The sequence below is a fragment of the Paraburkholderia sediminicola genome (genome assembly GCF_046030555.1).
Taxonomy (GTDB): domain Bacteria; phylum Pseudomonadota; class Gammaproteobacteria; order Burkholderiales; family Burkholderiaceae; genus Paraburkholderia; species Paraburkholderia sediminicola_E.
The window spans coordinates 159,529-185,887 of record NZ_JAQQCH010000002.1 but is presented as its reverse complement, the minus strand read 5'-3'; the positions used below and the strand labels follow the sequence as shown (position 1 = coordinate 185,887).

Genomic DNA, 26,359 nt, shown 5'->3' with positions numbered 1-26,359 from the left:
AAGCGCCAGTGGTCGGCCAGAAGGAATTGCACTAACGAAAACCCTTGCCCGTCGATCGCACGACGACTGGGTTAAAGGTGTTTGGCGTAGAGCGCGTCTGAAGGATGCTGCGCGAGAACAGCGATAAGCGAAAGTTAAAACATTTTATGGTTTGCATTAGGCATACCTAATAGATAGGTCTGCCGCTTCTGGCTACGGGGTGGTGATCAGGGCAACGCGACTGCCCAGGCGACAGATTTCGTCCCTGACGTAGATGGCAAACCGATGTATACGCAAAAAACTATGATTTTTCGCAAAAACTTTAATTATTGTTTATCTATGCCCCGGCCTACTCTTGGTCATGCCACTTTCCTCAAGGAGACGACCATGAACCCGTCCCAGTTCGATGTTTGCGACAGCGCGCATGATGCGGAAATCAAGGCGCAACTGTGCGCCTATAACAGCGCATTCGATGAACTCGGCCTGCGCTTCCGTTGGGATGCGAGCACGTTGTCGTCATTAGCCGGGATCGACGGTGAGGAGGCGCAGATTGCTGCGTATATTGAAGCGCACCATCCGCACTTGCTGACAGCGTATAGCGCGGGGTTTCTGAGCCGGGCTATTCTCGAGAAGAAAACCGCTCGCTATCCAGCACGCCTGCCGATGCGCGTTGAAAGCGCATCGCCTCCGAACCATGTGGAACGTCAGCCGCAGATGAGCAGCCGGCGCGAGCGCGTGTCGTACGAGGTAGAGCTGCCGGCGCTGGCTGGTGTTTAGACGCGGCACGTCCTGCCTGTCGGGTCTGTCGTTTCCTGGCGCCTCATCGACGAGGTCGGTGAACCTGCTGCGTCAAAGCGTAAGCGGCCACAACAGCCGCGGTAAAGCCCGATGCCGAGCGATCAGCGTGCCGGCCGCCGGGACCCGATAGTTAAAGCGCCTTAGCGAACGAAAGACGCCGGTGACCGTTGCGGTCACGAACGCTCTGGCTTATGCCCGCCGTGCAGGCGACCAAATAGTCGCGCGCAAAGCAGCCCCATGGCCAGGATGCCGAGCCCGAACGCAACGACATCGCCCGTGATCCTCAATCCGAAATCGCCGACGCGGCAGACGAGCACGTAGCCGACGACAATATTGAAGAAGCCCCAGAGCACGTTCACGGTCGAGGAAGAAAGCCCTTGCCCCGGTGGCTTGGCGAACGGGCTCTGGAACGGCTCTCCCATCACACCGCTGACAAAATGCGGCACGGCGTTCGTGAGAAAGGCACCCCCAAAGAAGTAAGACACAAGATTCAGCCATTCCATTTTCACGCGCTCCTCGTTCCAGGTAGATCCATGATTTCCTGAGTCGTGCCCGTTTCGCCCAGTGTCGCGAACACGTATCTGCGAACGGCTCAGAAGTCGGCGAGCCGCTGCAGCAGTTTCACCGCAGACGCGAGTGTGTCCTGTTCTTGAGGGGACAGTTGCGCTTGCAGGGCACGGACCAGCCAGTCGTTTTTGGCGGCCCGGCTGGCATTGACGGTTTTCCGGAAAGTGGGGGTCAGGGCGATCAGGGTTTGCCGACCATCGGCCGGATCGGGTTCACCACGGATGGCCCCCATCGCCTCCAGAGCAGCCACCGTGACGCGCATGGACTGCGGGCGCACGCTCTCCGCCCGCGCGAGGGCGGAGACGGTTGCAGGGCCGTCACGATCCAGGCGGAGTAGAACCGACTTCTGAGCGGAGGTGAAGTCGCCCGGATGCGCCTGCTCCCGCACCCGTCGAATTAGTTTGCCCACGGAAATGCGCAGCTCACCCGCCAGGGCGGCCAACTGGGGATCGTCGGATGTGCGTGATTGTTTAAGCATGAGCCGACGGTAGCATATATACAGCTAATCTGTACAGTTTAGCTGTATATACGTGCATGACGGAATTTGTCAGTGCGAAGGCATTACCTTGAAAGCGGCTGGATATACGTGGAAAAAAATCGCTTCGCATCAATGTACGTAACTTCCTGCCGTGCTTCGAACGCCGATGTCGCAAAACCTATATTGACCGGACGAAGGAGCCTTTGAAGGCGCACTCTGACCACACTTTGCGACAGGTCTTAACACGGAGAAGGCGATGTCCGGCTTAGCGATTCAAGGCAACTATTCGACCAGCCCGATGGACTACCTGAGCAATCTGGATTCGCTCTCTGGAACGTCCGAATTGAACGGCAGCGGTTCCAGCGGCGCCATGAGCGAACAGCAGATCATGCAGTTCCTCCAGGAACTGATCGCCTTGTTCCAGCAGGCGCTGCAAAATTCAAATGGCGGAGAGTCCGACGGTGGCGGCTCCCCGGCGGTCGGAGGCAGTGGTGGCGGCGCGGGCGGTATGCCGTCGTTGCCTGCCTCCGGTTTGGGTGGCGGCGTGCCGTCTGTGGACGATGGCCCAACGGCGGCGACGCCCGCGGCAGCCGGGACGCCTTCGCCGGCTAGCACGCCTGCGGTGAATGACCTGGCAAGTTCGACTTCGCCGTCGAACGGATATAGCGCCACGCCGCAGCCTGCCGCGGCTGTTCCTTCCGCGACCTCGAATAATGCCGGCGGCGTACCTCAGGCCGCCGCGATCAGCGGCGTCAATCCTGCATCGACTCAGACGGTCAATACGGGGACGGGAAGCGATAAGACATTCAACGTCACCAACAATACGAATCGCACGGAGTCGTTCACCTATTCCGTCCAGGGCGCCAACAAGGGGACCATTACCCTGGCGCCAGGTCAGACGGGGGCGTTCACCGCCGGATCAGGCGATATCGGCGCGCGGATTTCGCCGTCGGATGCCAGCGGCAACACGCACCCGAATGAAGTTCTATACGAGGATGGCGGCGCGGACAACGGCCAGGCAACGGGTGTGGGCAACCCCGATGTGAGCAAGGTGGACGGCGACAAGGATTTTGCGGGCAATGATGAGAATATGACTGTCACCTTGTCCGATGGGCGCACGGCAGGTGATGGCGACGCGATCAGAGCCTACATGAACCCCACCGATGATGCGGCTGCGATGGGTTTGGCCGGGGACCCGAGTAAGACGGTGAATATTTCGATGTCTGATGCTGCGGGGAATACGTAGGGTGGACGAAATCGCCGATGACGCCGTCATTTCTGTAGAGGGCAAAAGGCGCAGAACGGCAGATTCAGTCCATCCTCGTTGTGGCTATACTCAGCGCTCGCACGGCCGTCATGCGCCGTACGCTCGCGCAGCCGCGCCCGGAGGAAAACAAAGAATGCCGAAAGACCATCGCACCAGGATAATTCACGGCAGGACGCCGGAATCAGCAGCCATGTTGGCGAACGTCAAACGAGCGATGGCGATCACCGCCACGCTTAACCGTTTGACGTTCAACGATGCAGACGAAGTTCGTGCCCTGTTCAGCGAACTTATCGGTAAGAAAGTAGACGAGAGCTTTTTGCTGATCCCTCCTTTTTATACTGCCGGTGGGGACGAAATTCGCGTCGGGCACAATGTCTTCGTCAATCAGAACTGCACTTTCTATGACCTTGGCGGCCTCGATATCGGAGACGATGTGATGATCGGGCCAAACGTGAGCATCATCACGGCGGGCCATCCGCTTGAACCCTCGCAGCGACGCACCGCCACAATCGGAAAGCCCATTGTGATTGAGAGAGGCGTGTGGATTGCGGCCGGCGCGACCATCATCGGTGGCGTAACAGTAGGCGAGAATTCAGTCGTCGCGGCAGGGTCGGTCGTCACCAGGGACGTTCCCCCGAATACGCTAGTCGGAGGAAATCCGGCGCGGGTCATTCGTTCGATTGCTGATTAAGGGAGTGTCCGCGAGAGATCGCGGCGCCGGCCCTTACTCGAACGCGGCGCGGCGCGGTGCCGAAGTCGAAGCCGGCGCGAACGGTGCGCCGCCGCTAGCGTCGGCATCGCCCACGTGGAAGGCCGCGGCCGCGCGTTGCAGACTCATCGCCTGCTCCCTCAGCGACTGCGCCGCAGCGGCCGCCTGCTCGACGAGTGCCGCGTTCTGCTGCGTCATGCTGTCCATCTGGGTGACCGCGAGATTCACCTGATCGATACCGGCGCTCTGCTCCGCCGCGGCCGCCGCGATCTCCTGCACGACGCCGGTCACGCGCATGATCGCGTCGCGCGCTTCGTCGATCGTCGAGCCGGTGTTTTCGACCAGCGTCGCGCCGCTGCCGACGCTGCCCACAGCATGACTGATCAGCTCACGGATTTCCTTCGCCGCGGTCGCGCTACGCTGCGCGAGGCTGCGTACCTCGCTCGCGACGACCGCGAAACCACGGCCCTGCTCGCCCGCACGCGCCGCTTCGACTGCCGCATTCAGCGCGAGGATGTTGGTCTGGAACGCAATGCCCTCGATCGTCGCGATGATCTCGACCATGCGGCCCGATTCGCTGGAGATGTTCTTCATCGCCGCGACGGCCTGCGTGATCATGTCGCCGCCGCGGTTCGCGATATTCGCGGCGCCGGCCGCGAGCTCGCTCGCGGTGCGCGCGTTGTCCGCGGTCTGACGCACCATCGCCGTCATCTGCTCCATGCTGGACGCCGTCTCCTGCAACGACGCCGCCTGGCTCTCGGTGCGCGACGACAGGTCCGCATTGCCGTTCGCGATCTCGTTTGCACCGCACGCGACGTTGTCGGACGCGTGCTTGATCTGGCAGATGGTGTCTGTCAGCGCGTCGCGCATCCGCTGCATCACATGCAGCAGGCTTGACGTGTCACCGTCACGCGTGCGGATCGCCACCGTCAGGTCGCCCGAGGCGATCGCATCGGCCACGTTCGCCGCGTAGGCCGGATCACCGCCGACCGTGCGCCCGATGCTGCGGTTAGTCACCGCGACGAGTGTCACGAGCGCCACCGACACCGCCACGAAAATCGCGCCGATCAGCCACAGCGACGTCATGAACGCAGCGTCGATGTCGTCGACGTAAGCGCCAGTCGCAATGATCCAGTCCCACGGCGCATAGCGCACCACATAGCCGATCTTACCGACCGCCTGAGCCGACGCCGCGCCCGAATGCGGGAACACATAGTCGACGAAGCCGCCGTCAGGCGCCTGCGCGACCGACGCGAACGTCACGTAATGGTGACGGCCGTCGGCATCGGCGCTGCTCGCAAGATCCTTACCTTCGAGTGCCGGCTTGATCGGATGCATCACCATCTGCGGCTTCGAGTCGATCACGAGGAAGTAGCCGTCTTCGCCATAGCGGACGCCGCGCAGACGCTCGAGCGCCTGCTTGCGGGCATCCGCCTCCGGCAGCGCGCCGCTTTGCGCCAGCGCCGCATACTCCGTCACGATGCTAAGCCCGACGTGCGCGACGTTCGTGAGGTCGTGCCTGCGTTCCTCGATGCGCGTCTCACGTGACTGCCACGCCGCCGACACCGAGACCGCGAGCAACGCAACGAGGCTGATGATCAGTGGCAGCCACAGCTTCTGCGTAAAACTGAGTTTGTGCATCCTGAGTCCTCGTCCAACGAATGAAAATCGCGCAGGGCTGTCGTGCAAAGCGGCACGTGAATGGGCGCGCCCAGTGGCGCCGGTGGACTAATCGGCGTCCAGGTGGTTCTTGCCCGAGTTATCGGCGCACACGCGCGAAAGCTTCATCCTGTGAAACCCTCGGTCGCCACCGTTCGGCTGCCAGCGCGGAAAAGCCGGGATCAGCAGCCATATCGGCAAACATCAAACCTGTGCAATACGCTCACCAACGGTCATCGACAGCCGCCCCGCCGCCAGATCGTCCGCGCCCATCGGTGCCACAAAAAACCCTACCTGCGTGCAAACACGGATCGACCGCAAACGCGGATCCGATGCCAGCGCCTGCTTAGCGAAAACACCATCTTGCACCTCATTTATGGTGCGAGTATATTGAACTACACCATCAACTATTTCTATGCGATATTAAATGACTAAAGATATCCTGTTGTCTAGTCATGGCCGCGTTGCGGTCATCACGCTCAACCGTCCCGAAAAGCTGAACGCGTGGACGACCCCCATGCGTAACGCGATCATTGAGGCACTGGATCGCTTCGACGCCGACGACGAAGTGGCGGCAATCATCATGACGGGCGCCGGCAATCGCGCCTTTTCGGCCGGGCAGGATCTATCGGAGGCGCATGACTTCGATGGCGAGCGCGCGGTTGCCTGGGTCAAGGAATGGCAGCGTTACTACGCTGTGCTGCGCGGCCTGAAGAAACCGCTGGTCATGGCACTGAATGGCACCGCGGCGGGCTCGGCGTTTCAGGTGGCACTGCTTGGCGATATCCGGATCGGTCACCCGGGCGTACGCATGGGCCAGCCGGAAATCAACGCGGGGATCGCGAGCACGACGGGCCCGTGGATCATGAACTCAATGCTCGGTATGTCGCGCACCATCGAACTGACGCTCACAGGCCGCCTGATGGACGCCGATGAATGCAAGAACATCGGTTTGATCCACCACGTCGTGGCGGAAGAAAAGGTCTTCGAAAAAGCGCTCGAGATCGCGACTGAACTCGCCAACAAGCCGCCGGTCGCGATGCGTCTCGACAAACAACGTTTCCGTGAAATGACTGAAGCAGGTTTTCAGGACTGCATCGAAGCGGGCCTTCGCATCCAGCGCGAAGCCTACGACTCGGGCGAGCCCGCCCGCATGATGGAAGAATTTTTCCGCAAGCGCGCGAAGTGAGCTGAGCGCAGTCCATTTTACCCCGCCATCCATCGAGCAGGAGACCACAGCAATGACGCAAGACTTCAACGAAAAGCGGCGCCGCATGTTGCAGGGTGCGGGGGCACTCGCGCTCGCGGGCGCAATGCCGGTACTGGTACGCGCCGACGACAGGCAGATCGTCGTATCGGATCCTGGTGGTCCTTACACGGCGGCCTACCGTCAGGCTTTCTACGACCCATTCGAGAAGGCGACCGGCATCAAGGTGGTGAGCGTGGCGCGCGAATCGCAGCCGGTCGCGCAGTTCGAGGCGATGGTGAAGACCCGGAATTATGTGTGGGACGTGACGACGCTCACGCTCTCCGCCGACATTCCGTACCTCGAATCGAAGGGCCTGCTGGAACCGATCGGCCTGAAGGCCTCGGACTTCCCGGACGTGATGCCTGAAGCGGTGACGACCGACTGGCTCGGTGTCGACGTGTATTCGACGGTGCTTGCGTACCGCACCGACAAGTTCCAGAACAACGGTCCGAAATCGTGGGCAGACTTCTGGGACGTCAAGCGCTTTCCGGGCCGCCGCTGTCTGCGCCGCAGCCCGCTCGACACGCTCGAGCAGGCATTGCTGGCCGATGGCGTGACGCTCGACAAGCTCTATCCGCTGGACGTGGACCGCGCTTTCAGAAGTCTCGACAAAATCAAGCCCCATATCGCCATCTGGTGGACTTCGGGCGCGCAATCGATGCAGGCGATCCAGAGCGGCGATGTCGACCTGATCTCGCTGTGGAATGGGCGCGCGCAATCGGCGATCGACGCCGGTGCGCCGGTCAAAATCGTCTGGAATCAGGGCTTGTATTCGATCGAAGGCTGGGGCATTCCGAAGGGCACGCCGCACGCCGAGATGGCCAAACAGTTCGTGCGTTTCTGCGCCGATGCAAAGCGCCAGGCCGTGCTCACCCAGACGCTGGCTTACGGTCCAACCAACCGCAAATCATTCGACGCGATTCCGCCCCAGCGCGCGTCTTTGTTGCCGACCGCGCCAGACAATATCCGCAATATGAAGCTGCCGAGTCCGCAGTGGTGGCAGGACAATCGCCAGAAGGTCACGGAACGCTTCAATTCATGGATCATTTCGTAAAGGTGCCACGATGAGCGCAAAGCTGGAAGCGATCGGCCTTTCCAAGCGCTACGGCAACACCGTCGCTCTGGAGCCGACCAGTTTGACGGTGCAAGCCGGCGAGTTCCTGACGCTGCTGGGTCCTTCGGGATCGGGCAAGACCACGCTGCTGCAGATGATCTCAGGCCTCGTCGCCCCCAGCGCCGGACGCATCGAGATAGACGGGCGGGATGTCACGCACGTCGAACCGGGCAAGCGCGGCATCGGCATGGTGTTCCAGAGTTACGCGCTCTTTCCGCATATGAGTGTGTGGGACAACGTCGCGTACGGCTTACGGATGCGCCGCAAGTCGCGCGACGAGGTGCGCGAGGCCGTGGACGGCGCCCTCGCGATGGTACGCATGAGCGAATACGGGACGCGTTTTCCGAAGGAACTGTCTGGCGGGCAGCAGCAGCGCATCGCACTCGCGCGCTGCTTCGCCTATCGCCCGTCAGTGATTCTGCTCGATGAGCCGCTCGGCGCACTCGACAAAAAACTGCGTGAGCACATGCAGGCGGAAATACGCCGCCTTCACAAGGAACTCGGCGCGACCTTCGTCTATGTGACCCATGATCAGGACGAAGCGCTGACCCTGTCGGATCGCATCTGTCTGATGAACGACGCGCGCATCGAACAGATCGGCACGCCTGCAGATCTGTACGACCGACCGGCGACGCGCTTCGCGGCCGGCTTCATCGGCCACTCGAATCTGCTCGAAGGCGCGCTGGCGGACGCACCCGACGCGAGCGGCGAGCCGATCCTGCTCGCAGCCGGCGGCCGCATTCCGCTGCCACGTACCTCGAAGATCGGATCGGCCGCGCGTCATACGCTGCTGCTGCGGCCCGAGGCGCTGCAATTCGTCGAGCCGAAGCACGGTTTCGTCGACGCCTGCATCGACGACGTGGTGTTCTTCGGCAGCGACACGCACGTGCAACTGTCGCTGCCCGACGGCAGCGAACTCATGGCGCGCTGCGCGCGCACGCTGAGCCCGCGTGTCGGCGATACGGTGGGTCTGATCTGGGATCCCTACCGCACCACGCTACTGCATGCATGACGGTTCGCGCCGCAAAGGAATTCCCATGACCCTCGCTACACACGTGCTAGGCCCGACCGATACGCCCCGGCGACACAGCACGTGGCTCGCAGCTTCGTTGCGCATCGCGCCGGCGGTACCCACGCTGCTATTCCTGCTGGTTTTCTTCATCGTGCCGGTCGGGGAAATCCTGCAAGGTGGACTCGTCAACAGCGACGGCACCTTCGGCTTCACGCAGTTCGCCCGTATCGCGCACACGCCCGTCTATGCCAAGGTGCTATGGATCACCTTCGCGATCTCGCTGCTCACGGCGGCGTTCTCAGTGGTGCTCGGCTATCCGGTCGCCTATCTGCTGAGCCGCGTGTCGGAGCGCGTGCGCGAGCGCTGGCTGCTATGGATCATGCTGCCCTTCTGGACCAGCTATCTGGTCAAAACGTACGCGTGGATGTTGCTGCTGTCGAAGACGGGCGTTCTTTCCACAATCGCGCTCGCGCTTGGCCTCGTGCATGAGACGACCGGAACGATCCCGTCGCTGACGGGCGTGCTGATCGGCATGGTGCATTCGATGCTGCCGCTCGCCGTCATGACGATGCTGCCGGTGATGCGCGGCATCGACGAGCGCTTTTCGCAAGCGGCCGAGACGCTCGGCGCCGATCGCAGTACGAGCTTTTTCACGATGTTTCTGCCGCTCTCGTCGCCGGGTGTGGCGGCTGCGGGCCTGCTCGTGTTCGTTTCCAGTCTCGGCTTCTTCATCGTGCCCTCCCTGCTCGGCTCGCCGCGCGAGACGATGATCGCGCAACTGGTGATTTCAGCGGTGCTCGAACTGTTCGACATGCGTTTCGCCGGCGCACTCTCCACTGTGCTGCTGATTTGTTCGATTGCGATTTTCTTCCTGTACGACCGCGTAGTTGGCCTGACGTCGCTGACGGGGGAAGTGCGTGAGCGCGTACGCGCGTCGCGTGCGCAAGGATTCAAGCTCGCGATGCTGATCTGGGCCGGGCGGATCTGCGCGCCGCTGGTCAAGCGACGCGGCACGTCCCCGCGCACCGGTGGCGTACGTGTATTCAGCCCGCTTGGCCTCTTCACGGTGGCGGTCCTGATCGTGCTGGTCGTGCCGGTGCTGTCCGTGATTCCCTATGCCTTTACGAGTGGCGACTTCATCGCCTTTCCGCCGAAGCTTTTCAGTCTGCGCTGGTTCGGCACCTTCCTCAGTTCATCGGTCTGGCAGAGCGCGGTGATCCGGTCGTTCGAAGTGGGATTCGGCACGGCGGTACTGTCGGTCGCGCTGGGTTTCGGCGCGACACTTGCGATGACGCGCATGTCGCAGCGTGCGGTCAAGCCAATGTTCGCGCTGATGGTCGCGCCGCTGATCGTGCCGCGCATCGTCGTCGCGGTTGGACTGCTGTATCTGCTGAGCCGCTTCGGGTTGACCGGTACCAACACCGGTCTGATCATCGGCCATACGGTGCTGGCCATTCCGTACGTCGTCGTGACACTCGCGGCCGGCTTTCAGCGCTTCGACTGGCGCCTCGACGACGCCGCTCGCGTAATGGGCGCGTCGTCATCGCAGCGCATTCGCACGGTGGTGCTGCCACTGCTGATGGCGAGCGTGAGCGCCGCGTTTCTGTTCGCTTTCCTCGTCTCGTTCGACGATCTGACGATCGCGATCTTCGTGAGCGGCGGCATCAATACCACGCTGCCCAAGCAGATGTGGGACGACATTCAACTGGCGATCACGCCGACATTGGCCGCGGTTTCGACGACGCTCATCGTCTTGATCGCGCTGGTGATTTCGGTATCCGCCTGGCTCAAGCGCCGCGTGCGTTGACCTTGCAAGCTTGATAAACGATAAGACATGCATTGCTATTCAGACTACTTTGCGAACCGTCATCCGCAAGACGAACTCGACTGCGTGCCGCTGCTGGCGGCCGGCCTCAGCGCTGATCCCGCGCATGTTTTCCTGCATTACGAAGACCGCGCAATTTGCTGTGCGGAAGCGGCCGTGCACATCGCCCAACTACAGGCGTGGTTCGAGCGCTGCGAACTTGCACAGGGCGACCGCGTCGCGGTGATGCTCGGGAATAGCCCGGAGCATATTTACCTGATTTATGCACTGATGCTGAGCGGGATTGTGTGGGTGCCGGTCAATACGAGGCTGCGTGCAGCGGGCCTCGAATACCTGCTTCAGCATGCCGAGCCAAAGCTGCTCGTCATCGACGAGGAGTTCGATGCGGTGACGTCGCAGATCGATTGCGGCAAGACGCGGCTCACGCGTTTGCCGGCCTTCGATGCCTCCGCGGCGGCACCCACGCTGCGCACGCCGGTCATCGGCCTACATAGTCCGCTTTGCATCATCTACACGTCCGGCACGACGGGCGCGCCCAAAGGTGTGCTGTTTACGCACCGGATGATGCGCATTGCCAGCGAAGCCGCCTTGCGGGTGGCCGACGTGCGTCAAGGCGACCGTCTTTTCATGTGGGAGCCGCTGTGCCATATCGGCGGCGCCCAGATGTTGCTGCTGCCCTTCCTCGTACCGGTCAGTCTCCACGTAGTGCCGCGCTTCTCGGCCTCGCAGTTCTGGTCACAGGTGACGCAAGCGGGCGCGACGCAGTTGCATTATCTGGGCGGTGTGCTCGACATCCTGATGCAGTTGCCGCCCGATGAGCAGCCACGTGACCATGCGCTGCGCGTTGCATGGGGTGCGGGTGTAGGGGCGGCCGCGTGGCACGCCACCGAGGCGCGCCTGGGTGTACGGCTGCGCGAATGCTACGGCATGACCGAATGCTCGAGCTTCGCGACGCTCAATTCAACCGGCAAACCCGGCTCGATCGGCAAGGTCCTGCCATGGTTCGACCTCGAACTGCTGGACGAGCACGGCCGCCCGGTCGCGGACGGCGAACCCGGCGAAATCGTGTTGACCAGCAAAGTGGATGGCGCGCTGCTGCCGGCCTATCTGAAGAACGAAGAGGCGACTCGCGCCGCGTTGCGCGACGGCAAGTTGCACACCGGCGACCATGCGCGACGTGACGCGGACGGCGATCTGTTTTTCATCGGACGGGGAACGGACAGCATGCGCGTGCGCGGCGAGAACGTGTCGGCATGGGAGATCGAACGTGTTTTTGCGGGGCATCCGGCGGTCAAGGCGAGCGCGGCAATCGGCGTCGCCTCGACGATAGGTGAACAGGACATCCTTCTGAACGTGCAGTTCAAGGGCGCAGCGGTGGAATGGGAGGCCTTGCACGCGTGGGCCGGCGAGCGCCTTGCAAGTTTTCAGTTGCCGCGTTATTACCGGGCGGTCGAGCAGTTCGAGTTGACGGCGAGCGAGCGGATCCGAAAGCATCTGTTGTCGCGAGACGTTTGCGATGCGTGGGATCGCCTGCAGCGCTGACCTCGCCACCCGGGCGAGAGCGGATTGCACTGACGTTTATCTCATTCCAGGAAAATCCATGTGGTATGCAATAATATCTATTCGCCACAAAGCAATTCCGGGAATGAGAACGTGAAACCCGCCCAGCCGACAAGCCGCCGCAAACGCACCACCCCACCCGCTGCTCCCGGCGAGGAGACGGCGATCGATCCGACGCAATCGTCGCTGTACGTGCAATCGGTGGAAAAGGCGATGCGGGTACTGATTGCATTCGACGGCACCAAGCGGCAATTGTCGCTTTCAGAAATCTCGGTGCTGACCGGCTTCGACATGAGCGCGACGCAACGCTTCACCTTCACGCTGGCGGCGCTCGGCTATCTGTTCAAAGATCCGGACAGTCGCAAGTACGAATTGTCGCCCAAGCTACTCGATTTCACTTACCACTATCTGACCTCCAACGAACTGGTGAGCCGGGCCACGCCCTATCTTCAGCAACTCGGGTCCGAAACGGAAGAGGCCACCAACCTCACGGTGCTCGACGACATCGACATCGTATTCGTACTGCGCATTGTCAGCCGCAATGTCTTCAACGCGCATGTCATCACCGGCTCGCGTCTGCCGGCTTATTGCACGGCGCCCGGCCTCGCGATCCTGGCCACGCTATCCGATGGCGAGGTCGACGATATCCTGTCGCGTACCAATCTCGTCCAGTACACCGCGTCCACCGTGCATCAGCCGCGCAAGATCAAGGAGCGCCTCGTGCAGATCCGCAAACAGGGCTATGCCCATACCGAGGACGAGTATTTCGTAGCCGACATATCCACTGCCGCGGCGATTACCAACGCGCACGGCCGTGGCATCGGCGCGGTCAACATCGCGATCACGCGTTCGCGCTGGCAAGCAGATCGCGATGAAAAGCGCTTCGCGGATCTGGTCGTTTCAACGGCTTCGGCTATTTCCGTACGTCGACGCGTGGACTAGATATTTGCTTCGGCGATCCCCCGCGCAGTCGGAACTTCGGGGATCGTCAGAATTCGGTTACAGGGCGCCTTTCACAACGTGCTTTCCGGTCGACCTTGCCCGATTGCGAACTCGGCAGTGACTGTCGTCCCCGAACGCCCAGCGTCCATTCTCAAGAGCCGGCGTTGGGTAACAATTCGATCGACGTATTCAGAGCCAGTCGCCAATCCGGGCGGCCAGCGTGCGCGTGCCGCGCAGTACAAGGTAGGCATCGTCGGGACTGACCGCAACACCTTGCGCGTCGCACATCCTCGATATCGATTTGTTGACCGTGGCCGGCATAGTTCAGTCGCCTGACAGCGCTACGATCTTGCGAAATAAGCATTCCTATTCGTACTGTCTCGACTTTTCCTGATTTTCGTTACCGCGACAGATCCGACCATGGATGGCCTGGCAGGACTCTGCCCTTATTTCGGGCAGTTGGTGGCGAATTGATCTGCGCGGCGCAATCAGGCGGTAACCGCTAGAATTGCGGTTTTAGCCCGGAATACGTGAATGTCTTTTGCCTCGCTTGGCCTGATCGACCCCTTGCTGCGTAATCTGCAAGACCTCAATTACCAGACACCTACGCCGGTGCAGGCCAAGGCGATTCCTGCTGTGCTCAGTGGCAAGGACGTCATGGCTGCGGCACAGACCGGCACGGGCAAAACGGCGGGTTTTGCGCTGCCGCTGTTGCAACGGCTGGTGCAACACGGCCCGGCGGTGTCCAGCAACCGCGCGCGTGTTCTGGTGCTGGTGCCCACCCGTGAACTAGCCGAGCAAGTGCTGCAAAGCTTTATCGATTACGGCAAAGGCCTCGACTTACGATTTCTGGCCGCCTACGGCGGTGTAAGTATCAACCCGCAGATGATGACGTTGCGCAAAGGCGTGGATGTGCTCGTTGCCACGCCGGGCCGTTTGCTCGATCTCAATCGCCAGAACGCAGTGCAGTTTGATCAGGTACAAACGCTGGTGCTGGATGAAGCCGACCGCATGCTGGATCTGGGCTTTGCGCGTGAACTGAACACCGTCTTTGCTGCCTTGCCCGCCCAGCGCCAGACCCTGCTGTTCTCTGCCACGTTTACCGACGATATCCGCGCCATGGCCGCGGGCATTCTGCGTGGCCCGGTCAATATTAGCGTCAGCCCGCCCAATGCCACGGCCAGCAAGATCAAGCAGTGGGTAGTGACGGTGGATAAAAAGAACAAGCCTGACCTCTTCATGCACCTTGTGGCTGAGAACAACTGGGAGCACGCGCTGGTGTTCGTCAAAACCCGAATTGGCGTGGATTACCTGGCGGCCATGCTGGATGAGGCGGGCTATGCGGTCGACACCATCCACGGCGACAAACCACAACCCGCGCGCATGCGCGCGCTGGAGCGTTTCAAGACGGGCGAAGTCCATATGCTGGTAGCCACCGATGTGGCTGCGCGCGGGCTGGATATCGACGACCTGCCGCTGGTGATCAACGTTGATCTGCCGATCGTGGCGCAAGACTATGTGCACCGTATTGGCCGTACCGGCCGCGCGGGCGCCAGCGGCGTGGCGGTGTCCCTTGTGTGTGCCGATGAAGCGCCGCAGCTGGCCGCGATTGAAGCGCTGATCCGGCAAACGCTGCGCCGTGAAGAAGAGCCGGGTTTTGAAGCCGAGCACCGCGTGCCCCAAACCAGCGCGACGGGCGAGATCATCAAGAAACCCAAAAAGCCCAAGAAGCCCAAAGCGCCGCAAGCTGCGCCGGGTGCCGTACCGGTGCTCGGCAAAAAACCGCGCCCGCCAGGTGGAGAAAACAAACACAAGCCTGCGACGCAACGTGCTGTGGCTGCGGGCAAAGGCACAAGCTCGTCCACTGGTAACCCATTCAGCGCGCAAAAGCCACGCAGCAAACCCGCCAGCAAGCCAGCTGCGGGTTCACGTAAGCCGGCTGGCAAACCCGCTGGTAGCGGCGGCAAACGCCAGCCCTCCTGAGTCAGTCCGTCAAGCCTTTGGTGGGGGCGTTAGGTTGCGGGAAGGATCCCGCTGAGCTACCAGGCATGGCAGAGCGCTTCTGTCACAATAGCGCTCTGCCGTTTCGCTGACGTACCGTCGGCAACGCCTCACAACTGACCTTCTCGTCAATGCGCATCTTCGGAATCAGCCTTTACGTCATCATCGCCCTGTTCTTTGCGGTGCATGCCGTGCGCAGCCAGCAGAACATGTACTGGCTGCTGATCCTGTTTCTTTTCCCAGGCCTTGGCAGTGCGGTCTACTTCTTTGTCATTTACTTGCCCTCCCTGCGCCAGTCGCGCGGGGCAAGGGCGGCAACGAGGGCCATCTCGCAGCTTGTCGATCCCAACCGAGCGGTGCGCGAGGCGCGCACGGATTTCGATCGCGCGCCGACCGTCGAGCATCGCATGCGGTTGGCTGCAGCGCTGCTCGATGCAGGAAATGCCGCCGAAGCCCTGGAGCATTACCAGGCGGCGACCAGCGGGCCGTTCTCATCCGATCCGGCTTTACTCCAAGGGCTGGCGCGTGCGCAGTTTGCCAACGGCAATGCTTCGGCCACGCAGGACGCGCTGGAAAAACTGTTCGCCGCCCATCCTCTCACCCGCCGGCAGCCGGAGCCTGCGTTGCTGTATGCGCGGGCCTTGGCCGCGATAGGCGCGCCAGGCACACGCGGCGCGTTCGAGATTGCGCTCGCGAGCGCAAGCGACGCTGCACCGCGTTGCCTGTACGCCGATTGGCTAGCGGCGCAGCCCGACGAGGCCGACCGCCAGCGTGCGCGCGAACTTTACGCTGAGATTGTGCAGGATGCCAGGCATTGGCCACGCCACGCCCGCGAACACAACAGCGAGTGGCTGCAACGGGCCCAGGCCGCCCAGAGCCGATAATCCACGGGCGCTCGCTGCAGAGCGGCAGACCTTTGGCTGCGAGGTCGATCCGGGCCGAAGTCTGCCGAAGGCCGCATTGATCCGGATGGATTCGAAAACGACCGGTTCATACGGTCTGCGCGCAAGCCGCGGTACATCGCAAACGTCAAGGAACGGACGACCGCAATCTGGCATTCCCAAGTTTCTTCATTCTGAGTCGAGCGCGTGACTGCCGACATTGAATTGCGGCTCCCGTGAGGCGTTTTCGAAGCCGCCGTGTGCGTGGTTTGCCACGCTGTCATTGATTGCGGCGACCCGCCGCGTCAGCCGCGGGTGGGTCCGGCAGATTTCAGTGAGGAAACCGAAGATGGGCGGCACCATCTTTTCCTGAGCCATAAACGCCTTGGATTCCATCGATGCATTCAAGCGTCGGCAGCCGCAACCCAGCATCTGCAATGCACCGCGCGACGCGTGGGTATCCTTTGATAGATAGGCGCCAATGCTGTCGCATGTGTATTCCCGGGAACGCGAGTAAGCCTTGCCGAGAAATGGGACGACGTGCGCCGGCAGCTTGAGCCCGTTGATCCACGGGTTCAAATGTCCCGCCGCATGATGGCCCAGCTCGTGACCAATCACGAAACGCACTTGGGCATCGCTATTCGCTTCGACGAGTGCGCCGGTCAGGAAGACATAGCGGCCGCCGAGCAGGCGCCGCGCAAAGGCGTTAAAAATGCCGTTCGAATTGTAGATGAAGGTTTTCGGCGGTTCGGACAGGCCGATCTCCCGCGACGCTTCGACGACCATCGCGTGGAACTCCGGGAACTGCTCGTTGCTGAGCAGCACCATGTTGCCGAATGCGGACGCGCGATAGCCCGCGGACGCCAGCCAGTAGAAGATCGCGGCCGCGATGCCATATCCCACGTAGAGGTGGACGAAGTGTCCCGCCTTGGGATCATTCCAATGATTGTAGATTGCCCGTGCAATGGCGAACCAAAGAAGGACGCCAATCACGATCATGACCCATTGATAGCGCTTCTCCCGCTTGTTTCTAAGCAGATCGAATGTATTCGTCATTCTGATTTCCCCCTGCCGCAAAGTTGTTAATTGGTTTTCTTCCAGAGCGGTATATCGGGCCACAGTAAGCGTATAACGTGTTTCGAATTTGTGCGCAAGCCGTTGAAGGTCGAGCGTAAGGTGTGAGCGCCGAGAAAGCGCTCGGTAGCGAGGAGAGTGTTTCCCATGAATCTTTCGACGTCGGGCGCCCGCTGTGGAGACTCCCGAGAATCTCTTGTGGATCCGCTTATGCCTATCGCATCAGGAAATGACCGGCCAGAAAGGGACGCTCGACGGGACTGCCTACATCGTCGACAATTGATCTTCATTTCGCCGACGATATCGTGCCCATGTTGAGAAGCAGAGCATTCACGACCTTTCTGTGCATCGCTTTGTTCGCGAACAGCGCAGCAGCTTCGGAGCAGTCACCGAGGCCACCAGGACCGGTAATGATGGTCCATTTCGATTACTACCCCAAGGACCTGCCACGAATTCACGTTCTAGAACATCGGCTGGAAAACGCGATCAAGCTTGCGGGCGCTGGCGAACTCGGTGAGACCGAATTTCACCTGGATGGCAATGACGGTTATTTGTATATGTACGGCCCTGATCCAGATCGACTGTATGTGGTGGTAAGTCCTATTCTGAAATCGTCCAGACTAATGACGGACGCAGAGGTCACGAGGTGGCATGGCTCCCGCACGGAAACGTTCGTGATACACCGAGGCGACGTGCGATAACGGCGCGACGCTCGAACTCGCCACTAGCGAGCGAGCCAAATGGACATCAATGAAGCTCCGTTGCCTGATGAAATTAGGTGTGGACGCGATATGAGGGGACTTAGTGTACTGTTCCGCCGTCAGTCTTCCGCAGTGGGAAAAGGGGTGACTGTCGCTGACAAGACAGACGATCTCGTCAAAAAACAGATTCGATAGCCGTAACTGTTCCGGCGGATCAGTCCAGTTTCCGACAACCAGATCTAAATCGCCCTGTTCCAACGCAACCTCGAAATCGAAATCCGTAGCGAGAGGATGCAACTCCAGCGTAGCGTGTGGCGCGGATGCTCGAAAGAGCTCAACCACGGCCGGCAAGAAGGCGACGTCCAGATAGTCAGGACATCCCACACGGAAGCAACGCAGCGACAAGGCCGCCTCGAACGGTAACGGCCTAGCTCCGAGACTGACTATGTCGCGCAACGCATTTTGAGCCGGCCCTAACAAGCTAAGGCCATACTCGGTAGGAACCATTCCGGACTTGCCGCGTATCAACAGTGGATCGCCGGTGATGTCGCGAAGACGTTTTAATGCGCTACTGATCGCTGGTTGAGATTCGTTCAGCGTGGCCCCCGCGCGTGTGACGCTACGCTCTGTCAGAATCGCGCACAGGACTCGCCGCAGATAGATATCGATTACTTCGCGTTGCCGGCTCATCTTGAGTTCCGTTCGGTCCAGGTTATCTCATGTCGACTGGATCGGATTGCCCAGCCACTTCGCATCAGTCCCAGTTCAACAATGTCAGCACCGGGCGGATCGAGCCGTGAGCGTATCCACTCACGGAGCTCCGCTAGAACTTGAGGCGCATGCCGGTGGTTACGAGAAACTCGGACGTGGAACTCGACGGACTTGTTGAGAAGATCTGCGCATGCGTTGCGGCGCCTCCAGCTCTCTGATACATGCCAACCAGGAACAGGTCGGTGCGTTTGCTTAACGAGTACACGCCGCCGATATTGATTTGCGCGTAGCGAGGCTCCGGTCCTGCCGAGTATCGGCCGAAGGTGTAGGCGTACGAAACGCCAGCCAGTAACGCGGGCGTGAACTGGTGCGTCAGTGTTGCTTCGAGGTTTTGCAAGCGCAGGCCTGTCGAATCCTGGTAGTCGAACAGCACGTTCGAATAGCCGAGTGTGGCCTGGACGATTCCAAAGTCATAGCTCAGCCCTGCTGCGGAGATTCGTTGCCGGGCGACCGCCGATCCGCCAGGACTTTGAACAAAGGGTGAAGTGAAACCGTACGATGCGTTGTCTACGGCACCTTGTGGGTTGTCCAGCGATGCGGGCTGGTTGTACTGCGCCATCGCGGCACCGAATTTCAGCGGACCGTTCACATAGCTCGCGCCAAAACTAAAGCCGCTATTGTTGGAGAAACCGTTCGTGGAGTTCGAGAACGCATACTGACCCGCAAGCGAAAGCCCGGTTATCGGCTGGACGGTATAGCGAACGGAATTGTTGAAGCGCACCGTGTCAAAGATATTGTCGTTATCGCCCACGTGCGTTCCGAACGCCGCGAATTGAGCGGCGGACTCGGACCAATAGAGTTGCTGAGATAACTCGTCATACTGACGGCCAAGCGTCAATGTGCCAAGGCGCGTACTGGACAAGCCAACGTAGGCTTGTCGTCCAAACATGCGCCCCCCCTGGCTCGTCGAACCATTCGTAATCGAGAAGCCGTTTTCCAGCGTGAAGACCGCCGAGGTGCCACCGCCCAGATCTTCCTTTCCTTTGATCCCCCAGCGTGGCAGTTGCTCCGGCCCGCTAATCATCGAGTAAAGCGACTTTCCGCCCTGGTTGGATGTGTAGCCGACTCCGATCGATATAAGTCCATAGAGGGTGACAGAACTCTGCGCATGCGAGGCCGCCGTGCACAACGATAGCCCAACCAGCATGACTGCCTGCATGGTCCGCACGCTGAGTTGTGCGGAATTTGTTCCAGTACGATCATGGTTTCTCATATGTAATCCTAACAATAGTAAATTGAATATATTTTGGTTGCTTGTTCCGCAATGTGTTCAAATTATTAGCGTCGACCGACTTTGCTGCGCGTCGTCTTCTACGTCGTCGTTGGCACTCCTGATGGGTTTGGAGACGAGCAGGAGATAGGCAAGCATCGAAAGAAACGCGATGACTGAAGCCAGCAAAAACGCATTCGCAATAGACTGGGTGCGGTCGAGTATCCAACCCGTTATAACCGGGGCGAAAGAACCGCCGAGGAAGCCGACAAAATTCTGCACGCTGCCTAGAGAAGCGACAAGATGACGGGGAGCGGCAACGCTCACCAAACCCCACGCGGAGCCGCCGGCGAAGTTGATAAAGAACATCGCGAGCGAGAGGTATCCCACTGCCAGCCACAGGCTGCCGGAAAATACGGTCGGAATAACAAAGATTGCGCCACCCGTGAGACCGACGCACAAAGGCAATTTACGGCTATTGATGGGTGTCCATCCGCGTGCGACTAGCCAATCCGCAACGTACCCGCTGGAGAACATCCCCACAGTGGCAAACAGGTAGGGAATGGTGAGAACCCAGCCGGTCCCGACGATGCTCAAATGCCGCTCGCGTTCGAAATAACCCGGAAGCCAGGCAAGGGTAAGCAGCACCATATACATCACACCGATGAAGCCCAACGCGATGCCCCAGGTGGTACGCTGCGTGAGCAGCCCTTTCCACTCTGCCGCGGTCGGTTTCATCTCTGCCCGTGCGGTGTCTTCCCCGTCCATGAAATACCTGGTGTCGTCAGAGGTAAGACGAGCGCTGTCACGGTCCCGGTACATCGAAAACCACAGGCCTGCAAGCACGATCCCTACGACGCCCATGATGACAAACATGCCACGCCATCCAAACGTGACCATGAGAACCGTTAGCAAGGGTGGCCCAACCATCGAACCCATGGTGGTCGACGCGAGGAAGATGCCAATGGGTACGCCGCGCTCGCGGATATTGAACCAATCGCTAATAGCCTTGACTCCGCCGATATACTGCGGTGCCTCCCCAACCCCAAGCACGGCGCGCACGGACAGAAGTTGACCCATAGAAGCGGTGACACCGCAGAGCGCCTGGGCGGCAGACCAGATCGACAAGGCGATGCCTAGCGACCACCGCGCGCCGCATCGATCAAGCACCGCCCCCAGCGGCAACTGTCCGAATGCATAAGCCCAGGAAAAGGCGGAGAAGATCAACCCCATCTGGGTCGCTGAGAGCAGTAGATCCCGGCTGATCAGGTGGTTCGCAATCGAGATCGTGCTGCGGTCAAGATAATTAACGATACCCATCAGCATGAGCAGCGTTACCGCGACCCATTGCATCCGGCGCACCCGTGCCGACTTTGAGACGTTCATCGTGTGGCTCCATGGCGGAAGACCGATTCATCTGATTTCGAACGGTCTTCCAAGGGTTGAGGTTGGACTTCACATCCGTGTAGCGACGCCGTTGATGTAGGCCGGTTGAAGATGGGGCCAAAACTCTACGATTAGTTGGTCAATTTCCTTTGCGAATGACGCTTTCAGATTTCTCTTGTTGCTTTCGTCGAGCCACGTCGCCTCAACGCCCGCGAGAGCCAGTTGTCGTGCTTCGGCGATACCCCAGCCGGTATGCTCGAACAAGCGCGTCCAGGAGTGCGCAAGGTCGGTGTGATGCAGATAGGGGTCGTCTGTGCCAATGTTGATAATGAGGCCCGCGTCGTGCATGAGCTTTATCGCTTTCGGGCGGTTGGCCGCATTGCTTTTCTTTGCGGTACAAACGGTTACGCAAAACTTGACACCTAGATCTCGCGCATACATGACATCCACCGGGTCGGCGAGAAGGTTATAGCCGTGATCGACCCGATCGCATTTCAGCTCCTCGATGCATACCCGAAGGTGCCGAGGCGGCGCGAAATTCAAGGGCTGATTGTCTTCACAAACATGGGCAGTCCGGCGCAATCCGCCGCGCTCGGCGAGGCGATATGCGTTGATGAATCGCTCAGGCGGCCCTTTTCCCTCCGCGAAGTCCATTCCTATGCCAACAACGAGATTGCGCCTTTGCTTGACGACTTCGGCGACCATGTCTTCGGCCAGTTGCGCGGACTTTTCCCTATCGATGCACGGAATCAGCAACGACGTCACCCCAAAATCCCGTTCGGCGGCCTGCATGCCGGCGATTAATCCGTCGACCATCGTTCCGTAGCTCACGTCGTTGAAAAAAAACTCCGTAGGATTGAAGAACAACTCGAGATGCCTGCAGTTGCCTGTGACGTGGGCATCTTCCACGACTTCATAGGCGACTCTGGAGAAATCTTCGTAATTCACAAGGCACTGAGCAGCGACCCGCAGAACCTCGAGAAATTGGGGAAAGTCTGCATATTCGTACAGCTTGTCGACGCCGCGTACGGGCAGCGGAACGCCATGTTTGTTGGCCAGGGCACCGATCGTGGCGAGACGGATCGACCCGAGAAGATGAATGTGCAAATCGGTTTTCGGAATGCGGCGAAGAAACGCCTTCCACTGCTCGTCAGAGTGCATGAGGACTACCTTTTCGTTGCAATCGGGGGTTGATGCTGGCTTGAGCGGCATGCGCCTTGATTCATTGCGATGTCGAAAGGATACAAGTGCGTAGATAAATTCAATTTGATTTTTCTATAGGTTCATTAAATAATATTTAATTGGAAAGAGGGAGGCAGCAAGGATGGTCGACGATCAACAGTCCTCGAGGAGACTGCTAACGGCAGTGTCGCTGCGTCAGATGCACTATTTCGTCACGTTGTGCCGAAAGCTTAACTTTCAGGTCGCTGCCGAGGAGCTTGCACTTACGCCATCTGCACTGAGCATCGCCATCAAGGAGATGGAGCGTCTGGTGGGGGCCCCGTTGTTTGTCCGCCAGGGGCATCGCGTCACGATGTCGGACGTAGGCAGCGCGGTGCGTCCTATTGCGGAACATCTCGTCAACACGGCTTCGAATGCCTTTGCCGACATGGCGCGACTTGCTCACGAGCATCAACAAACGGTCCGCATCGGGCTCGTCCCATCGATCGCCCGGTGGGCGTTCGAACGGCTTTCAGCGTTGAGCGCACAGCACCCGCAACTGAGGTTCGAATTTTTCGATCGACCCACCGGCATATTGGTGAGCGATGTTGAAGAGGCCAGGGTCGACTTTGGGATCGGGGTCGGAGGCGCAGAATTTGCCGCGCGGCTGAAGAGCTTCCGGCTGATGACCGACGAAATCGTCGCCGTGGTCCGGAAAGACGATCCGCTTGTCAAGCAGGCGTCTGTTACGTGGTCCGAATTGATCAACTGTCCCATCGGCCATTTCATTCGTGGTGGCGTGATGGATCTGGCCGGCGGATCGCTGAAATCGAGGCAGGTGGTGGTCAATGCACGCTACCAGGTTGCATTCACCGAAACACTCTATGGTTTGGTGCGCGCGGGCTTTTGCGTTGGATTGGTACCGCGGTTGACTGCCACCAGTTTGATGGACTCTGCGCTGACGTGGATCCCTGTCGCAAAGCCGCGGCTCACCCGGGACATCGTCCTGCTGACGAGCAATCTCCCTGTTCGCCATGCCGCTGTAACACAGTGCGTGGACTTCCTGAGGTCAGCTGACGCTTGATAAAAAGGGTTAGAGGAAATGTCGACTCGCGCGAGTTGCCACCTTTGACGGTTAGGCCCTGGTAGCAGCGTCGATTGAAGTTCAGGCCGGGGAAGCCTTCATTCACTCAAGACGCATTCCAGTGTCCCGTCAAGCGACGTTCGCAGGGCGCGAATTCGGGACACGTACCGACCGCAAGTGGCCGCTTTTGAGTTATCGAAGCGTGCTGAAGTCTGGGGACATGTCTTCGCCGCAGCAAGCGGCCGCTTACTGAAGTACTCCGTTCGGCGTAGCGCTGAACGAGATGAACCGAGCAATGGACCACTTGCCATCGGGCTGCCGTTTGAAAATGTCCATCCCCGCTTCGGTAGTCACGCTCGACTCGCCACCCTTCCGCGCAGTAAGCGTCCAGAACAGCCGGACTACGGCGATATCCCCGGAAACAATGATCTCGCGAAGATCGGGACTGTCGTAATGGAGTTGCAACTCAGGTTTTGCCAACACAGCACTGAGCCTCTCGCAGAGCGCGTCTCGGCTCCCATCAAGCGCTTCGGGAACGGTCGAAATCAGGTCGGGGGCGAACACGTCGCAGACCCCTGCAGCATCGCGAGCGTTGAATGCCACCGCCCAACGCTGCAGCCGATCCGTGATGGCGGCCCTGTCTGAATTCACGTCTGCGTGAGCTGGAGTCACCGCGCCGACGGCGGCAAACACGACGGCCATCGCCAGCAGCAATCTGATCATGGGAGGTCTCCAAATTAATGGGATTTGTTGCGATTTTTATAGGGAATAGCTCCCGCAAGAGATTAACAACAATGAAGGTGGTTAGCAGGGCTGTCTTCCTCGGGCTCTCTGTTTCCTGGTCGGATTCACGCCTCGCCCCACCTTTCAGCTCGTCAGTATGCAAGGATCGTCCATCGTTGGATTAAATCGATCGGGCTAGACGACACCGCCGACGGCACACACACGATGCGGCGAACGAAAGCATCATTGATTTACCGCCGTACCAGGAACCTCAGCGTCGTACAGTTGCTGCTCGGTCACACAAAGCTGGAGGTACGGTCCGATATCTCGGCATCGAGGTCGACGACGCGCTTGAGATGGCCGAGCAAACCGAAGTGTGAGCATGGATCGGGTTGGGCAGCAATCAACGCTGTGCGGCCGGTCGGCCGTCACGGCGCAACGTGGTCGAGCGCACAGACTACCGATGGAGCTTCGTGGTCTGGTCGAAGGGTTTGGACTCCCCCCGACCCACCAAAAATATTCCCTTCAGACGGCGCACTGCGCAACCACAATGATGAGTACATGGATACATGAGCTGCCGTTATGGTTGATGGCACTTGTCACTTTCGGTACGATATTTCTCGCGGGCGCGACCATCCATCTCGTCACCGGATGGCTTGCTGCCAGTCGATATGGGCGATCATTCAAGGCAATTTCGCCCGGTCTGCTTTCTCCACTCGGTATCATATTTGGCTTATTTATCGCCTTCACAGCCTCGCAGGTCTGGAACGATACAGCGCGAGCCAATGTCGCGGTCGCCACTGAAGCGAGTGCGCTGCGATCGGTTGTTGTCATGTCTGCCGTTTTGCCAGAAGAGGCCCAGACCGAGCTGCGAAGGATGGTCCGAGACTACATCCAGTACACCGCGACAACTGAATGGCCGCTTGAGGCGAAGGGAGCCGTCACACTTAACGTTACTCCTCCCACGCTGTATAACGCGCTGAAGTTCACGCTATCCCTGCCAGTCGTTACGCCCGGGCAACAGACAGCGCAGCGCGAGGTCGCAGTGTCCCTGCAGCATGCTCTCGAAGTGCGTAGCGAGCGCATCCTGATCAGTCGCAGCGAAGTGAATGGCGTCAAATGGTTATGCTTGACGTTTCTGGCGGTGTGCCTGCTGTTCGCCATCGCGTTCGTTCATTGCGACGACCGGCTGACATCTGCGGTGGCAATCGGTCTGTTTTCGGCGGCACTCGCCACAACCGTTTTGCTCATCCTCTCCCATGATCGACCCTTTACAGGGGAAGTCGCGCTGACGCCGGAACCGTTGTTGCAGGTGATGCCTGAGAATCGCTGACCGTTGTCGGCAACCCGTCCGACTTTGAACCAGCGGAGTGAGCTGTCATTGACCAGTCCGCGTCGGACAGAAGGCGACCGATGCGCGCGACGGGCAGCGCAATCTTGCCTTCCAATCTGTTCATTCGTGACCTCTTGTATGCCTGACTACCAGGTGGTTGAAGAACGTGATCCACGAGACCCGTCCTCACCATAGGAGAACGGGGGTCCGCTTCAACCAGACGTTAGTCGCCAGTTGCTCCACAACGAACCGAGCGACATCGGTGCGTGCGATCTTCCCGCCGTTGACGCCGGCGAGGTCAACGATAGCCCTGACGCTTCCGCGAGCTGGATCGTTGGTGAACATCGCGGGCCGGACTATGACCCAATCGAGTGAGCTGGCGCGGATCGCGGCTTCCTGACGCCCCTTGTCTTTGTAGGCATGGCGAAGCAGCAAGGGCTGGAATAGCCGGTCGAATACGAAGCCGCCGTGGCCACGGCTGTCTCCTACCCCCAAGGGCCGAGATGCAGATAAGACGGCGCACGCCGCTGCGGGCCATCGCCGGGAGCAGCGCGCGTGTCGCTTCGGTCAGAACGCTGACTTCGCTGAAGGGGCTAACGCCCGTGCCCAGCGAGCTGACGACGGCATCGCAGCCTTTCAAGGCGCGCATCAGGGCGCCTTCGTCGCAGGCATCCCCCTCAATGAGGTCTGCCCCTGGGAAGTCGGGCGCGCGCGCCTTCGAGCGAACCAACGCGACTACGGAATGACCCTTCTCCAAGGCGTCGTGGACGATCAGCCGTCCGGTTCCGCCCGTTGCACCCAAAACAAGAACCTTCATAGTCGATCTCGATAGTTGCTGGTATGAACGCCGCATTTCATAAGGAAATGGGCTCTTT

At 59.9% G+C, this 26,359-nt stretch carries 23 protein-coding genes and 2 pseudogenes; 14 read left to right on the top strand and 11 right to left on the bottom strand.

What is annotated here, in order from left to right; genetic code table 11:
• The first annotated feature begins 366 nt into the window (after positions 1–366).
• Positions 367–756: a hypothetical protein gene (locus tag PQQ52_RS04055; protein WP_408207089.1), complete on the top strand. Its 390-nt coding sequence runs from the start codon at positions 367–369 to the stop codon at positions 754–756.
• A 194-nt stretch (positions 757–950) separates the two neighbouring features.
• Here the strand turns inward: PQQ52_RS04055 and PQQ52_RS04050 are convergent, their stop codons facing one another.
• Together PQQ52_RS04050 and PQQ52_RS04045 are read right to left on the bottom strand one after the other, a co-directional pair.
• The gene (locus PQQ52_RS04050; RefSeq protein WP_408207088.1) at positions 951–1,280 is read right to left on the bottom strand and encodes a hypothetical protein; all 330 of its coding nucleotides are present in this window, start codon (positions 1,278–1,280) and stop codon (positions 951–953) included.
• A gap of 89 nt (positions 1,281–1,369) precedes the next feature.
• Positions 1,370–1,822 (bottom strand): MarR family winged helix-turn-helix transcriptional regulator, encoded by a 453-nt coding sequence (locus PQQ52_RS04045; protein WP_408207086.1) that lies wholly within the window; start codon positions 1,820–1,822, stop codon positions 1,370–1,372.
• A gap of 256 nt (positions 1,823–2,078) precedes the next feature.
• On the opposite strand from PQQ52_RS04045, the gene PQQ52_RS04040 reads away from it, so the two are divergent.
• Positions 2,079–3,068, top strand: a complete 990-nt coding sequence (locus PQQ52_RS04040) for a hypothetical protein (RefSeq protein ID WP_408207084.1) — start codon at positions 2,079–2,081, stop codon at positions 3,066–3,068.
• A gap of 154 nt (positions 3,069–3,222) precedes the next feature.
• Positions 3,223–3,780, top strand: a complete 558-nt coding sequence (locus PQQ52_RS04035) for a sugar O-acetyltransferase (protein ID WP_408207082.1) — start codon at positions 3,223–3,225, stop codon at positions 3,778–3,780.
• A gap of 33 nt (positions 3,781–3,813) precedes the next feature.
• Here PQQ52_RS04035 and PQQ52_RS04030 read toward each other — a convergent pair whose 3' ends face one another.
• A complete protein-coding gene (locus tag PQQ52_RS04030) occupies positions 3,814–5,439 on the bottom strand; it encodes a methyl-accepting chemotaxis protein (protein WP_408207080.1) in 1,626 nt (541 codons plus the stop codon).
• Positions 5,440–5,884: 445 nt separating this feature from the next.
• Here PQQ52_RS04030 and PQQ52_RS04025 point away from each other — a divergent pair, with 445 nt between their 5' ends.
• The 8 genes from PQQ52_RS04025 (at position 5,885) to PQQ52_RS03990 (ending at position 16,044) form a co-directional block, all read left to right on the top strand.
• Positions 5,885–6,646: an enoyl-CoA hydratase/isomerase family protein gene (locus tag PQQ52_RS04025; protein ID WP_408207078.1), complete on the top strand. Its 762-nt coding sequence runs from the start codon at positions 5,885–5,887 to the stop codon at positions 6,644–6,646.
• A 52-nt stretch (positions 6,647–6,698) separates the two neighbouring features.
• Positions 6,699–7,760: an ABC transporter substrate-binding protein gene (locus PQQ52_RS04020; RefSeq protein WP_408207076.1), complete on the top strand. Its 1,062-nt coding sequence runs from the start codon at positions 6,699–6,701 to the stop codon at positions 7,758–7,760.
• A 10-nt stretch (positions 7,761–7,770) separates the two neighbouring features.
• Complete coding sequence (locus PQQ52_RS04015) at positions 7,771–8,832, top strand: ABC transporter ATP-binding protein (protein WP_408207074.1); 1,062 nt, start codon at positions 7,771–7,773, stop codon at positions 8,830–8,832.
• A 25-nt stretch (positions 8,833–8,857) separates the two neighbouring features.
• The gene (locus tag PQQ52_RS04010; RefSeq protein WP_408207072.1) at positions 8,858–10,639 is read left to right on the top strand and encodes an ABC transporter permease subunit; all 1,782 of its coding nucleotides are present in this window, start codon (positions 8,858–8,860) and stop codon (positions 10,637–10,639) included.
• Positions 10,640–10,666: 27 nt separating this feature from the next.
• Entirely contained in the window at positions 10,667–12,199 is a 1,533-nt protein-coding gene (locus PQQ52_RS04005) for an AMP-binding protein (protein WP_408207070.1), read from the top strand.
• A 111-nt stretch (positions 12,200–12,310) separates the two neighbouring features.
• On the top strand, positions 12,311–13,159 hold the full coding sequence (locus tag PQQ52_RS04000; RefSeq protein ID WP_408207068.1) for an IclR family transcriptional regulator: 849 nt from the start codon (positions 12,311–12,313) through the stop codon (positions 13,157–13,159).
• Between the two features lie 534 nt (positions 13,160–13,693).
• Positions 13,694–15,142 (top strand): DEAD/DEAH box helicase, encoded by a 1,449-nt coding sequence (locus PQQ52_RS03995; protein ID WP_408207066.1) that lies wholly within the window; start codon positions 13,694–13,696, stop codon positions 15,140–15,142.
• Between the two features lie 149 nt (positions 15,143–15,291).
• On the top strand, positions 15,292–16,044 hold the full coding sequence (locus tag PQQ52_RS03990; RefSeq protein WP_408207064.1) for a hypothetical protein: 753 nt from the start codon (positions 15,292–15,294) through the stop codon (positions 16,042–16,044).
• 186 nt (positions 16,045–16,230) lie between these two features.
• Here the strand turns inward: PQQ52_RS03990 and PQQ52_RS03985 are convergent, their stop codons facing one another.
• From PQQ52_RS03985 to PQQ52_RS03965, 5 genes are all read right to left on the bottom strand, one after another.
• A complete protein-coding gene (locus PQQ52_RS03985; protein WP_408207062.1) occupies positions 16,231–17,160 on the bottom strand; it encodes a M48 family metallopeptidase in 930 nt (309 codons plus the stop codon).
• A 575-nt stretch (positions 17,161–17,735) separates the two neighbouring features.
• A complete protein-coding gene (locus tag PQQ52_RS03980; RefSeq protein WP_408207061.1) occupies positions 17,736–18,506 on the bottom strand; it encodes a LysR family transcriptional regulator in 771 nt (256 codons plus the stop codon).
• A gap of 133 nt (positions 18,507–18,639) precedes the next feature.
• Entirely contained in the window at positions 18,640–19,746 is a 1,107-nt protein-coding gene (locus tag PQQ52_RS03975; RefSeq protein ID WP_408207059.1) for a porin, read from the bottom strand.
• A 111-nt stretch (positions 19,747–19,857) separates the two neighbouring features.
• Positions 19,858–21,183, bottom strand: coding sequence for an MFS transporter (locus tag PQQ52_RS03970; protein WP_408207057.1), 1,326 nt, complete (start codon positions 21,181–21,183; stop codon positions 19,858–19,860).
• Positions 21,184–21,252: 69 nt separating this feature from the next.
• The gene (locus tag PQQ52_RS03965) at positions 21,253–22,395 is read right to left on the bottom strand and encodes an adenosine deaminase family protein (RefSeq protein ID WP_408207056.1); all 1,143 of its coding nucleotides are present in this window, start codon (positions 22,393–22,395) and stop codon (positions 21,253–21,255) included.
• Positions 22,396–22,507: 112 nt separating this feature from the next.
• Here PQQ52_RS03965 and PQQ52_RS03960 point away from each other — a divergent pair, with 112 nt between their 5' ends.
• Positions 22,508–23,428: a LysR family transcriptional regulator gene (locus PQQ52_RS03960; RefSeq protein WP_408207054.1), complete on the top strand. Its 921-nt coding sequence runs from the start codon at positions 22,508–22,510 to the stop codon at positions 23,426–23,428.
• A gap of 246 nt (positions 23,429–23,674) precedes the next feature.
• On the opposite strand, the gene PQQ52_RS03955 is transcribed toward PQQ52_RS03960, so the two are convergent.
• Entirely contained in the window at positions 23,675–24,151 is a 477-nt protein-coding gene (locus tag PQQ52_RS03955; protein ID WP_408207052.1) for a YybH family protein, read from the bottom strand.
• A 105-nt stretch (positions 24,152–24,256) separates the two neighbouring features.
• On the opposite strand from PQQ52_RS03955, the pseudogene PQQ52_RS03950 reads away from it, so the two are divergent.
• Positions 24,257–24,531: pseudogene (locus tag PQQ52_RS03950) on the top strand (tyrosine-type recombinase/integrase); the annotation flags it as partial.
• Positions 24,532–24,740: 209 nt separating this feature from the next.
• Positions 24,741–25,484: a bestrophin-like domain gene (locus PQQ52_RS03945; RefSeq protein WP_408207050.1), complete on the top strand. Its 744-nt coding sequence runs from the start codon at positions 24,741–24,743 to the stop codon at positions 25,482–25,484.
• Between the two features lie 186 nt (positions 25,485–25,670).
• Here PQQ52_RS03945 and PQQ52_RS03940 read toward each other — a convergent pair whose 3' ends face one another.
• Entirely contained in the window at positions 25,671–25,919 is a 249-nt protein-coding gene (locus PQQ52_RS03940; protein WP_408207048.1) for an NAD(P)H-binding protein, read from the bottom strand.
• Between the two features lie 58 nt (positions 25,920–25,977).
• Positions 25,978–26,301 (bottom strand): annotated as a pseudogene (locus PQQ52_RS03935) (NAD(P)-dependent oxidoreductase); the annotation flags it as partial.
• Positions 26,302–26,359 lie beyond the last annotated feature (58 nt).

Bases quoted from the DNA above. Each gene is read 5' to 3' on its own strand.
- PQQ52_RS04015 (WP_408207074.1), top strand. From the start codon at position 7,771: ATGAGCGCAAAGCTGGAAGCGATCGGCCTTTCCAAGCGCTACGGCAAC.
- PQQ52_RS03995 (WP_408207066.1), top strand. From the start codon at position 13,694: ATGTCTTTTGCCTCGCTTGGCCTGATCGACCCCTTGCTGCGTAATCTG.
- PQQ52_RS03990 (WP_408207064.1), top strand. From the start codon at position 15,292: ATGCGCATCTTCGGAATCAGCCTTTACGTCATCATCGCCCTGTTCTTT.
- PQQ52_RS04050 (WP_408207088.1), bottom strand. From the start codon at position 1,280: ATGGAATGGCTGAATCTTGTGTCTTACTTCTTTGGGGGTGCCTTTCTC.
- PQQ52_RS03965 (WP_408207056.1), bottom strand. From the start codon at position 22,395: ATGCCGCTCAAGCCAGCATCAACCCCCGATTGCAACGAAAAGGTAGTC.
- PQQ52_RS03970 (WP_408207057.1), bottom strand. From the start codon at position 21,183: ATGAACGTCTCAAAGTCGGCACGGGTGCGCCGGATGCAATGGGTCGCG.
- PQQ52_RS04005 (WP_408207070.1), top strand. From the start codon at position 10,667: ATGCATTGCTATTCAGACTACTTTGCGAACCGTCATCCGCAAGACGAA.
- PQQ52_RS04035 (WP_408207082.1), top strand. From the start codon at position 3,223: ATGCCGAAAGACCATCGCACCAGGATAATTCACGGCAGGACGCCGGAA.
- PQQ52_RS04055 (WP_408207089.1), top strand. From the start codon at position 367: ATGAACCCGTCCCAGTTCGATGTTTGCGACAGCGCGCATGATGCGGAA.
- PQQ52_RS03980 (WP_408207061.1), bottom strand. From the start codon at position 18,506: ATGAGCCGGCAACGCGAAGTAATCGATATCTATCTGCGGCGAGTCCTG.
- PQQ52_RS04045 (WP_408207086.1), bottom strand. From the start codon at position 1,822: ATGCTTAAACAATCACGCACATCCGACGATCCCCAGTTGGCCGCCCTG.
- PQQ52_RS04020 (WP_408207076.1), top strand. From the start codon at position 6,699: ATGACGCAAGACTTCAACGAAAAGCGGCGCCGCATGTTGCAGGGTGCG.
- PQQ52_RS03960 (WP_408207054.1), top strand. From the start codon at position 22,508: ATGGTCGACGATCAACAGTCCTCGAGGAGACTGCTAACGGCAGTGTCG.
- PQQ52_RS03975 (WP_408207059.1), bottom strand. From the start codon at position 19,746: ATGCAGGCAGTCATGCTGGTTGGGCTATCGTTGTGCACGGCGGCCTCG.
- PQQ52_RS03955 (WP_408207052.1), bottom strand. From the start codon at position 24,151: ATGATCAGATTGCTGCTGGCGATGGCCGTCGTGTTTGCCGCCGTCGGC.
- PQQ52_RS04010 (WP_408207072.1), top strand. From the start codon at position 8,858: ATGACCCTCGCTACACACGTGCTAGGCCCGACCGATACGCCCCGGCGA.
- PQQ52_RS04040 (WP_408207084.1), top strand. From the start codon at position 2,079: ATGTCCGGCTTAGCGATTCAAGGCAACTATTCGACCAGCCCGATGGAC.
- PQQ52_RS04030 (WP_408207080.1), bottom strand. From the start codon at position 5,439: ATGCACAAACTCAGTTTTACGCAGAAGCTGTGGCTGCCACTGATCATC.
- PQQ52_RS03945 (WP_408207050.1), top strand. From the start codon at position 24,741: ATGGCACTTGTCACTTTCGGTACGATATTTCTCGCGGGCGCGACCATC.
- PQQ52_RS04025 (WP_408207078.1), top strand. From the start codon at position 5,885: ATGACTAAAGATATCCTGTTGTCTAGTCATGGCCGCGTTGCGGTCATC.